This window comes from Marseilla massiliensis (assembly GCF_016899855.1).
GTDB lineage: Bacteria > Bacteroidota > Bacteroidia > Bacteroidales > Bacteroidaceae > Prevotella.
Genome location: NZ_JACJJG010000029.1, coordinates 25,018 through 33,142 on the forward strand (window position 1 = coordinate 25,018; position 8,125 = coordinate 33,142).

3 protein-coding genes are annotated in these 8,125 nt (G+C 53.4%); all 3 read left to right on the forward strand.

The window, feature by feature from the left end; genetic code table 11:
• Window positions 1-12 precede the first annotated feature (12 nt).
• The 3 genes from H6A34_RS07060 to H6A34_RS07070 all read left to right on the forward strand — a co-directional run bounded on the left by H6A34_RS07060 (window position 13) and on the right by H6A34_RS07070 (window position 8,045).
• Complete coding sequence (locus H6A34_RS07060; protein ID WP_239480794.1) at window positions 13-2,433, forward strand: glycoside hydrolase family 95 protein; 2,421 nt, start codon at window positions 13-15, stop codon at window positions 2,431-2,433.
• A 336-nt stretch (window positions 2,434-2,769) separates the two neighbouring features.
• Window positions 2,770-4,203, forward strand: a complete 1,434-nt coding sequence (locus H6A34_RS07065) for a glycoside hydrolase family 140 protein (RefSeq protein ID WP_205104442.1) — start codon at window positions 2,770-2,772, stop codon at window positions 4,201-4,203.
• Window positions 4,200-8,045: a family 78 glycoside hydrolase catalytic domain gene (locus H6A34_RS07070; protein ID WP_205104443.1), complete on the forward strand. Its 3,846-nt coding sequence runs from the start codon at window positions 4,200-4,202 to the stop codon at window positions 8,043-8,045. The genes H6A34_RS07065 and H6A34_RS07070 overlap by 4 nt, the downstream gene beginning before the upstream one ends.
• Window positions 8,046-8,125 lie beyond the last annotated feature (80 nt).

An 8,125-nucleotide genomic window follows, 5' to 3' on the forward strand; every position in this document is an offset into this window, starting at 1 on the left:
GCATTGTTTGCCATGACCTTTTGCACGGCAAACAACGCCTTCGCAACAGACAATAACCATATATTATGGTATGACGCGCCGGCTACGACGTGGACAGAGGCCATTCCCATAGGCAACAGCCGCCTCGGAGCGATGATATTCGGGTCGCCGTCGGCAGAGCGCCTGCAGCTCAACGAAGAGACTATATGGGCAGGACGCCCCAACAACAACGCCAACCCGGAAGCTCTAGAGTACCTGCCAAAGGTGCGACAGCTTGTCTGGGAGGGTAAGTATAAGGAGGCACAAGACCTCGCGACGGCGCATGTACAGGCCAAGACGAACAGCGGAATGCCTTACCAACCGTTCGGAGACCTGTACATCAACTTCCCTAACACCGGCAAGTACACCGACTATTACCGTGAGCTTAGCCTCGACTCGGCACGCGCCATCACCCGATATACATCGGACGGAGTGACTTATCAGCGTGAGTACATATCCTCTTTGGCAGACAACGTGATAGCAATCCACCTCACGGCGAGTCGCAAGGGCATGATAACATGCAACGCCCAGATGACCTCTCCGCAACAAGACGTGACCATAAAGAGCGAAGGTGACGAGATTGTTCTTAGCGGAATAAGCGGCTGGCACGAAGGACAGAAAGGCAAAGTGACGTTCACCGGACGCGCATCGGCCAAAATCAAGGGCGGCACGATGAGCAGCCGTGACGGCGTATTGCAGATAAGCGGAGCCGACGAGGCCACCATCTACCTTACCATCGCCACCAACTTCAAGCACTACGACGACATAACGGGCAACGACACGCTACGCTCTGAAGAAGCGCTCAACGCCGCTTTGACAAAGGACTTCAGGTCTATCAAGGCCGCGCACATAGCGAAATACAAAGAGCAATACGACCGTGTGAAACTTGACTTGGGCTCGGATGCATTCGCAAACATGACCACCGACAAGCGTGTGGAGACATTCAAGACACACGACGACCTGCACTTGGTGGAGACTTACTTCCAGTTTGGCCGCTACCTGCTCATCTGCACGTCGCAACCAGGCACACAGCCGCCTACGCTTCAGGGTATCTGGAACGACAAGATGTTGCCGTCGTGGGACAGCAAGTACACCTGCAACATCAACCTGGAGATGAACTACTGGCCTGCCGAGGTCACTAACCTGAGCGAACTGAACGATCCGCTGTTCAATCTTATAAAGGACGTGAGCGAGACCGGCCGTGAGTCGGCACGCATAATGTACGGAGCCGACGGATGGGTGCTGCACCACAACACCGACATCTGGCGCGTAACGGGAGCTATCGACAAGGCTCCATCGGGTCTGTGGCCAACGGGCGGTGCATGGATGTGCCAGCACCTGTGGGAGCATTACCTCTACACCGGCGACAAGAAATTCCTCGAGAGCGTCTATCCGATAATGGTAAGCTCGGCAAGATTCTTCAATCAGATAATGGTACAGAACCCGTCAAAGATGTATTGGCTGATTTGCCCGAGCCTCTCTCCCGAAAACCAGCACATGCACAAGGCAACAACGGCAGCCGGAGTGACGATGGACAACCAGCTGCTCTACGACCTCTTCAACCACGTAATCGACGCAACAGCCATACTTGGCAAGACCGACATGGCGGCATTTACCGACAGTCTGCGCGAAAAACTGGCAGGACTGCCGCCTATGCAGACTGGCCGTTGGGGACAGTTACAGGAGTGGAAGGACGACTGGGACAATCCAAACGACACCCACAGGCATGTTTCCCATCTGTACGGACTGTACCCGAGCAACCAGATTTCACCGTTCCGCACACCCGAACTTACCGCCGCAGCGCGCACGTCGCTCATCCATCGCGGCGACCCGTCAACAGGATGGAGCATGGGATGGAAGGTTTGTCTGTGGTCGCGCCTGCTTGACGGCAACCACGCATGGAAGCTCATAGGCGACCAGCTTACTCTTGTACGCAACGAGAAGAAGAAGGGCGGCACCTACCCCAACCTCTTCGACGCCCACCCGCCATTCCAGATTGACGGCAACTTCGGCTGCACAGCAGGCATTGCCGAAATGCTGATGCAAAGCCACGACGGCTTTGTCTACCTGCTGCCCGCCCTGCCCGACGCATGGAAAGAAGGCTCAATTAAAGGCTTGAAGGCACGCGGAGGCTTTGAGGTAAACGTGGAGTGGAACGACAACAAGGTGAAAACAGCCGTCATCAAGTCGACACTTGGCGGCAACCTGCGTATCCGCTCTGCAGTCCCCCTCAAAGGAAAAGGGCTTAAAAAGGCAAAGGGCGAGAACAAGAATCCTTTGTTCGACGTACCAAGCGACATAAAACAGAAAATCAACGCGCCTGACGCGATAGAGCCGTTGCCGGCCATAGAGAAGACGTATCTTTACGACCTGGACACCAAGCAGGGTAGTACATATACGCTTAAAGCCATTTAACAAAAAACTGACGAGCAGACAAGCACGCATGGCAACACGTCCATGAAGGCTTGCCTGTTCGCCGTTTATCTATACGGGTGAGCCCCTTGACAAAGGTAAAGAGCGCAGCCGGCGGAAGGTAGAAGAATCTCCAGCGTAACACATTGGTTTCCAACACGTTGCAAAAGGCCGTCTTTTATAATGCAAAAGGTGACCTTTTAGAAAACAAAAGACCGTCTTCCGCAACGCAATAGACCATCTTTCGCAAAACAGGTGATACAGCCTGTAATGCCGACTGCCCGTCAAGCATCCGTCCAACAATAAAAAAACAACAATAATCTATCATAACTGCACAACATGAACAAAAGAAACATTATCTTTACATTGGCCCTGCTGCTCGCCGCTACGGCAGCCAGCGCGGCAAGCAAAATCTACAAGCCGTGGAGTAACGGACGGCTTGTCGTATCTGAAAACAACCGCTACCTCGTTCACGAGAACGGCGCGCCGTTCTTCTGGCTTGGCAACACGGCATGGCTTCTGCCCGAAAGGCTCAACCGTGACGAAGTGGAGTACTTCCTAAGCTACGAGCGCACGGCAGGCTACAACGTAGAGCAGATTCAGGTGTTGAACGCCATCCCTACGTTCAACGTCTACGGACATGCCGCAAACAACGCTGAGTTCGACTTCAGCAAAGTGTCAAAACCCGGCGTGTACGGTTATTGGGAACACCTTGACTACATCGTTGACGTAGCAGAGCGCAACGGTATCTACATTGCGATGGACTGTATCTGGGGTTCGCAAATCAACGCCATGGACACAAAGAAGGCGGCCGCACTGGGTACATTCCTGGCTGAAAGGTACAAGGATAAGCCGAACATCATCTGGATGATAGGCGGCGACATCATGGGCGACAAGAAGCCCGAGGTATGGGACGCAATGGCCCGTGCTATCAAGAAAATCGACAAGGTACACGTCATGACGTTCCACCCGAGGGGCAGAACAACGTCTGCATGGTGGTACAACGACCGTGAGTGGATGGACTTCAACATGTTCCAGAGCGGACACCGCCGCTACGGACAGCGCAACGGCGACGGCGACTACACCATCAAAGACAACACCGAGGAGGACAACTGGCGCTACGTAGACATGAGCTTCGAGAAGAAACCGCTGCGCCCTGTTATCGACGGAGAGCCCAGCTACGAGGACATTCCGCAGGGACTTCACGACTTCTCTGCCCCCCGTTGGCAGGATTACGACGTGCGCCGCTACGCCTATTGGGCAGTGTTTGCCGGTGCGTTCGGCCACACTTACGGCCACAACTCGGTAATGCAGTTCATACGTCCGGGCCTGTCGGCTTCGTTCGGAGCGGAGAAACCGTGGTGGAAGGCAATGAAAGACCCAGGCTACAACCAGATGAAATACCTCAAGTGGCTCATCCTTAACTTCCCCTTCACCGAGCGTGTTGCCGACCAAAGCATTATCGCTGGCCAAAACGGCGAACGTTACGACCGTGTAATCGCGACCCGTGGCAACGACTACATGCTTGTATATAACTACAGCGGCAAGCCCATGAGCATTGACCTCACGAAGATAAGCGGCGCCAAGAAGAACGTATGGTGGATGAACCCGACCAACGGCGAACTGACTTATCTCGGCGAATATGACAACAAGGTGACCGAGTTTACTTACGACGCGGCTTACCTGCGTGGCAGCGACCGTGTGCTGATAGCCGTTGACTCAAGCAAGAACTACATCAGCAAAGACGACAAACAAATACCTGAAAAAGAATGATACGCAAAACTTTGATAACGGCCTTGGCGCTTACATTATGCCTTTCGGTCTCGGCGGCAAAGAAGAAAAAGACTGAGAAACAGTCTTTTCCCGTTGCCGTAACGAACCTTAAGACCGAGCGCATGGCCAATCCTATGAGCATAGACACGCCCAATCCACGCCTCGGATGGGTGCTGACGTCAGACAAGCAGGACGTCATGCAGACGTCATACCACATCATTGTGGCGTCAACGGCGGAGAAAGCGGCCAACCTTGAAGGCGACCTTTGGGACGCAACGGTAAACAGCGACCAGTCTCAGTGGGTGAGATACGCCGGCAAGGAACTAAGCAGCGACACCCAGTGTTACTGGCGAGTGAAGATCACAACAACCCAGGGCGAGAGCGACTGGAGCGAAACGGCTACGTGGAACGTCGGCCTTCTGTACGAAGCTGACTGGAAAGGACAGTGGATCGGCCTTGACAAGGCAATGCCCTGGGACGTGGAGGACGTGCACAGCCAGCTCAGCTCACGCTATCTGCGCACCGAGTTCAAGGTTGAAAAGCCTGTTAAACGTGCCACCCTCTACATCAGCGGACTTGGTATGTACGAGGCATATATCAACGGCAAGAAGGTTGGCGACCAAGTGCTTGCACCCCTGCCTACCGACTATCGCAAGACAGTGCTGTACAATGCGTTCGACGTAACGTCAATGCTCAGCGCAGAAAATGCCATCGGCGTGGTGCTCGGCAACGGCCGCTACTACACCATGCAGCAGAAAAAGAAGCCGTACAAGATAGCCAACTTCGGTTATCCAAAGCTGCGCGCGAACATCATTATCGAATATACCGACGGCACAACGCAGACCGTATCGACCAACAACAAGTGGAAGCTGAACCCAGATGGGGCAATCCGCTCGAACAATGAGTACGACGGCGAGATATACGACGCGCGCAAAGAACTGAAAGGCTGGACATCAGCTGGTTACGATGACGCCAAGTGGATGCAGGCCGAACGTGTGGCAATACCCACGGGAACGCTGCGAGGCCAGATGTCGCCGAACATGAAAGTGCTAAAGACCATCAAGCCCCTTAGCGTCAAGAAGCATGGCGACAGCTACATTGTCGACCTCGGGCAGAACATGGCAGGATGGCTGAAGACACGTATCAGCGGCGTTGCCGCAGGCGATACGGTGTTCATCCGTTTTGCAGAAAAGCTGAACGAGGACGGCAGCCTGTACCGTGACAACTACCGCCACGCCTACTCTACCGATAAATACGTGGCAGACGGCACGGAGAACGGCCGCTGGTGGGCGCCCACATTCGTGTACCACGGCTTCCGTTATGCCGAAATCAAAGGTATGAAAGAGGCTGACATAAACAGCTTCATAGGTGAAGTTGTCAGCGACGAGATGGCCGTTACCGGCTCGTTTGAGTCGTCTGACACCATCGTCAACAAAGTGTACCACAACGCGATGTGGGGTATTCTCGGCAACTACAAGGGCATGCCGGTTGACTGTCCGCAACGTGACGAGCGCCAGCCTTGGCTCGGCGACCGCACAAGAGGCTGTTTCGGCGAGGCCTTTATCTTCGATAACAACACGCTGTATGCCAAGTGGGCGCGTGACATTGTCGAGGCACAGCGTGAGGACGGGTGCATACCTGACGTGGCTCCGGCTTACTGGAACTATTACTCGGACAACATGACATGGCCCGCAGCGCTGCCTTTCTCTATCGAAATGATGTACAACCAGTACGGCGACGACGAGCCTCTGCGCAAATACTATCCCGCAGTAAGGAAATGGTTGGCACACATGCGCCGCCATTACATGAAAGACGGCCTTATGACCAAGGACAAGTACGGCGACTGGTGCGTACCGCCCGAGGACATAAAGATGATACACAGCCGTGACCCGAAGCGCCAGACAGATGGCACACTCATTGCGTCGGCTTACTATTACCGCCTTAACAGACTGATGGAACGCTTCGCTAAGATGTTGTCAAAGGACGCTGATGCGGCTGAATACGCAGCCGAAGCAGAGCGCGTAAAGGACGCTTTCAACAAGAAGTTCCTCACAGTCAATCGCGGCACAAGCCTGGTTCCGGGCCTTCTGCTCTATCCTGACAGCACGTTCTACGGCAACAATACTGTAACGGCAAACCTGCTTCCGTATGCGTTCGGCATGATTGATGACGACTATGTGCGCTCGGAAGTCGAGAAAAACATCATCAAGAACATCATCACCGACAACAAAGCGATGATCTCATGCGGCGTTATCGGCGTGCAATGGCTTATGCACGGACTCACCGACATGGGCCGTGCGGACATGGCTTGGCTGCTCGCCTCTAACAAAGGTTACCCAAGTTGGGGCTACATGGCAGAAAAGGGAGCCACTACTATATGGGAACTCTGGAACGGAGACACCGCCAATCCACGCATGAACAGCGGCAACCACGTAATGCTGTTGGGCGACCTTGTATCATGGTTGTACGAGGATGTAGCAGGCATTTGTGCCGACCCGAATGTTCCGGGATACAAACATATCATAATGAAGCCCGACTTCAGCGTTGACGAAATGGACGACATCAAGGCTTCATACAAGTCTGTGTACGGTACAATCGTGAGCCGTTGGTACAAGAAAAACGGCCAACTTTACTGGCATATAGAAGTTCCGGCCAACACAACTGCTGAAGTCCACCTGCCTGACGGTACGGTGAAGAACATCGGTTCTGGCTCTTACGACTTCACGTCAACCCTTCCTGTACAAGACGCAGCTGTGCTTGCTGACGAGTTTTTGTACACAAACACATCCTTCCCGCAGGCCCATTCCGCTACAATAGCCGAAACTACGGACGGTGACTTGGTAGCAACTTACTTCGGTGGGACGAAGGAACGTAACCCCGACGTATGTATTTGGGTGAGCCGTAAGCCTAAAGGCAGCAGCGAGTGGCTTGCTCCGCAACTGGTTGCAGACGGAGTTTTCAAGACAGATAGCGAAGAAGCGAAACTCGCCGGACTGTCAGGACTCGACAGCACGAACGTTTCGGCAGACAAAGGTCCTATCATCGACAAGAAGGTTAGCAAGAATCCTGAGGGCTGGCAGCGCAAGGCTTGCTGGAATCCCGTGATATACCAGATACCCGATGGCGACTTGGTTATCGACTTCAAGATAGGAAATAACGTGGCAGACTGGACCGGATGGCAGATACGTTCAAAGGACGGAGGAAAGACTTGGAGCAAGCGTAAGCCCTTGCAGGAAGGCTTCCTCGGTCCGATTAAGAACAAGCCGATATTCAACAACGGACGTATCATCGCTCCTACAAGTATTGAAAAGGGCGGCTGGAGACTGTATTTCGAATATTCAGACGACATGGGCAAGACGTGGAAACGTACCGACTATGTGGCCATGGACGAAGGAATAAAGATAATACAGCCGGCAATCATGAAGCTGAAAGACGGCCGCCTGGCTGCCGTGGCACGCACACGCAACGAGCACATAGGCATAACCTACAGCTCTGACAACGGCGAAACATGGTCGAAGATACAGCTCATCGACACGCCTAACAACAACAGCGGACTCGACGCCGTTACCCTGAAAGACGGCCGTCACGTGCTTATCTGCAACGACCGCCCCATTCCCAAAGGAATCAAGAACGGCAAGGGAGCACGCACACCGCTGTCTGTAATGGTATCTGATGACGGCGTAAACTGGCGCCACTGGATTACTCTTGAGGAGTCGCCCATCAGCCAATACTCTTATCCATCAATCATCCAGACCTCAGACGGACATATTCACTGCATCTATACATGGCGCAGACAGAGAATCAAACACGTAGAGCTGGATATTAATCAATTAAATAAATAATACAAGGAGTTAAGGAGTAAGGTAGTAAAGGAGTTAAGACAATAGCTTTGTCAATGTTTGTTCGTATTGATGATCATTAC

Coding starts and splice junctions, on each gene's coding strand:
- H6A34_RS07060 (WP_239480794.1), top strand. CDS start 13: ATGACCTTTTGCACGGCAAACAACGCCTTCGCAACAGACAATAACCAT.
- H6A34_RS07065 (WP_205104442.1), top strand. CDS start 2,770: ATGAACAAAAGAAACATTATCTTTACATTGGCCCTGCTGCTCGCCGCT.
- H6A34_RS07070 (WP_205104443.1), top strand. CDS start 4,200: ATGATACGCAAAACTTTGATAACGGCCTTGGCGCTTACATTATGCCTT.